The sequence below is a fragment of the Oleiphilus sp. HI0123 genome, from assembly GCF_001635315.1.
On sequence record NZ_LWGE01001357.1, the window covers coordinates 1 to 2,919 of the forward strand.

Below are 2,919 nucleotides of genomic sequence, written 5' to 3' on the forward strand. Positions count from 1 at the left end.
GGTTTATCACTTCAAGATCAAAACATAAAACACGGTTCACCACAGAGGTCACAGAGAGGCCTGCGGCCTACACCGAGAAAAGATAAAAAGGTTTTTAGGGTGTCTTAATCCCTTCCTCTGTGCAGCGAAGCGCTCGGTGTCCTCTGTGGTTTAAGCCTTTCCCTGCGTATCGTGCTTGTTATAAGCCTCTACAATTCGTTGAACAATAGGGTGTCTGACAACATCAGATGGGCGGAAGTGGATGCTGCTGATGCCTTTTACGCCATTTAAAACGCGCTGAGCCTGAGCTAAGCCCGACATCGCGTGTTTAGGTAGGTCGGTTTGGGTTAGGTCGCCCGTAATAACGGCTGTTGAGCCAAAACCAATTCGGGTCAGGAACATCTTCATTTGTTCGGGTGTGGTGTTCTGGCTTTCGTCCAAAATAATAAAAGCATTATTAAGTGTTCGGCCGCGCATAAAGGCGAGTGGTGCGACTTCTATGATGTTCTTATCCATGAGCTTGGCGACTTGGTCGAAGCCTAGCATTTCATATAGCGCGTCATAGAGAGGGCGCAAGTAAGGGTCAACTTTCTGAGCCAGGTCGCCAGGCAGAAAGCCAAGCTTTTCTCCTGCTTCAACTGCGGGCCGAACTAGCAGAATGCGTTTAACTTCTTCGTTATTTAGCGCTTCTACAGCACAAGCAACAGCAAGGTAGGTTTTGCCAGTACCAGCAGGGCCTAAGCCAAAATTAATATCATGCTGCTTAATGTTAGCAACATATTGGCACTGGTTCTCGCCGCGAGGTTTAACTTGGCTTCGAGGTGTTTTGATTAGTCGAGCTTCTTCTGATAGCTCGCTCGAAATAGCATCAACGCCAAACTCCTGAACAAAGAGGTGAACCATTTCAAGGCTAATGCTCGAATTATCCTCGGTCTCTCGATATAGGTGTCTGATTATCTCTAGCGCCGCCTGAGATGCTTCAGCTTTTTCGCCACGTATTTTGAAAACAGCGCCCCGATAGCTAATCTTAACATCTAGGCGCATCTCCAGGTGTTTGATGTTTTCATCAAATTGGCCGCACAAACAGGCGAGGCGGTCATTATCAAAAGGCGTCAGTGCAACTTCTTTAATGGTAATGGAGCCAGTGCTCGTTGTTTTGACTTTATCGTCAGGCTGCTTGTCTTGCCGTCTGGCTAACTTTTCTTTTTTAGTAGTCTTGCTCATCGACTCTTTCACCACGTAATGAATTTGCGTAAGCATCGGTAATCTTCACGTCGATAAAGCGCCCGATCAAGGCACTATCTGAGCGGTCTTGCTTCGCTTTGAAGTTCACAACACGGTTATTTTCGGTTCGGCCTTGTAGCTCCCCGGGGTCTTTCTTAGAAAAACCTGTGACCAGAATTCGTTCGGTATTACCGACCATTTTTCGGCTAATATCTTGAGCTTGTTGAAGAATGCGCTGCTGCAGAATTTGCAGTCGTTGTTTTTTAACTTCTTCGCTTGTTTCATCAGGTAAATCTGCTGCTGGTGTACCCGGGCGCGCGCTATAGATAAAACTAAAAGAAGCGTCAAAGCCAACGTCATTGATCAGCTTCATGGTGTCTTCAAAGTCTTTCTCGGTTTCGCCAGGGAAGCCAATGATAAAGTCTGAAGAGATACTAATATCAGGGCGGTGCTTACGTATACGGCGAATTTTAGATTTGTACTCTAATGCCATATGGCCGCGCTTCATCGCATTCAGTATTCTGTCTGAACCGCTTTGAACAGGAAGGTGGAGGTGGCTTACCAGCTCAGGAGTATCGGCATAAACGTCGATAAGTGAGTCACTGAACTCAACCGGATGCGACGTTGTAAAACGAATTCGGTCAATGCCTTCAATGGCTGCGGTTAGTGTGATTAACTCAGCAAGATCCATCATATCGCCATCGTGCGTTTCACCTTGGTAGGCGTTAACGTTTTGGCCGAGTAAGTTGATTTCACGCACACCTTGAGTAGCAAGGTGGGAGATTTCTGCCAGTACGTCATCAACAGGGCGGCTAACTTCCTCACCTCGCGTGTAAGGCACAACACAAAAAGTACAATACTTGCTACAGCCTTCCATAATTGAAACAAACGCAGAAGGGCCATTTATACCGGGAGCAGGGAGGTGGTCAAACTTTTCAACTTCAGGGAAGCTGATGTCGACCACGCCTACATCAGTTGTTTTTGATGCGTCGATCATCTCTGGTAGGCGATGAAGCGTTTGTGGGCCAAAGATCACGTCTACAAAAGGCGCGCGAGAACGAATCGCCTCACCTTCCTGACTGGCAACGCAACCACCAACTCCGATAGTTAGTTCCGGGTTGCTTTCCTTAAGCTTCTTCCAGCGACCAAGCTGGTGAAAGACCTTTTCCTGTGCTTTTTCACGAATAGAGCAGGTGTTAAGAAGAATGATGTCAGCATCACTCTCGTTCTCGGTTAACTCAACTTTATGACTGTCTTGCAGTAAGTCTGTCATGCGAGATGAGTCGTACTCATTCATCTGGCAGCCGTGAGTTTTAATAAAAAGCTTCTTGGTCGTGTTGTCGGTCATCTAAATATCAATCGCTTGCGAAAAGAGTTGCTTAAAAAATAGGCGGCAGATTATACATCTAAGCAGGCAGTGGGTGTAGTTTTTTCTGTCGCTAAAGACTGCCCTTAAAGATCAAAACACAAAAGACGGTTCACCACCGAGGGCACAGAGAGGCCTGCGGCCTACACAGAGAAAAGATAAAAACAGAGAAAAGATAAAAGCCTTTTTAGGTGTGTCTCCATCTCTTCCTCTGTGCAGCGAAGCGCCAGGTGTCCTCTGTGGTTCTTCGGTTTATCCCTTAAAGATCAAAACACAAAAGACGGTTCACCACCGAGGGCACAGAGAGGCCTGCGGCCTACACAGAGAAAAGATAAAAACAGAGAAAAGAT

2 protein-coding genes are annotated in these 2,919 nt (G+C 46.7%); both read right to left on the reverse strand.

Annotation, left to right across the window (positions count from 1 at the left end):
* Positions 1-150: 150 nt before the first annotated feature.
* On the reverse strand, positions 151-1,203 hold the full coding sequence (locus A3761_RS17005) for a PhoH family protein (protein ID WP_082865270.1): 1,053 nt from the start codon (positions 1,201-1,203) through the stop codon (positions 151-153).
* Entirely contained in the window at positions 1,187-2,551 is a 1,365-nt protein-coding gene (miaB, locus tag A3761_RS17010; RefSeq protein ID WP_068638191.1) for a tRNA (N6-isopentenyl adenosine(37)-C2)-methylthiotransferase MiaB, read from the reverse strand. Before miaB ends, A3761_RS17005 begins: the two co-directional genes overlap by 17 nt.
* Positions 2,552-2,919 lie beyond the last annotated feature (368 nt).

Excerpts from the sequence above, each read along its gene's own strand:
- miaB (WP_068638191.1), bottom strand. The coding sequence starts at position 2,551 with ATGACCGACAACACGACCAAGAAGCTTTTTATTAAAACTCACGGCTGC.
- A3761_RS17005 (WP_082865270.1), bottom strand. The coding sequence starts at position 1,203 with ATGAGCAAGACTACTAAAAAAGAAAAGTTAGCCAGACGGCAAGACAAG.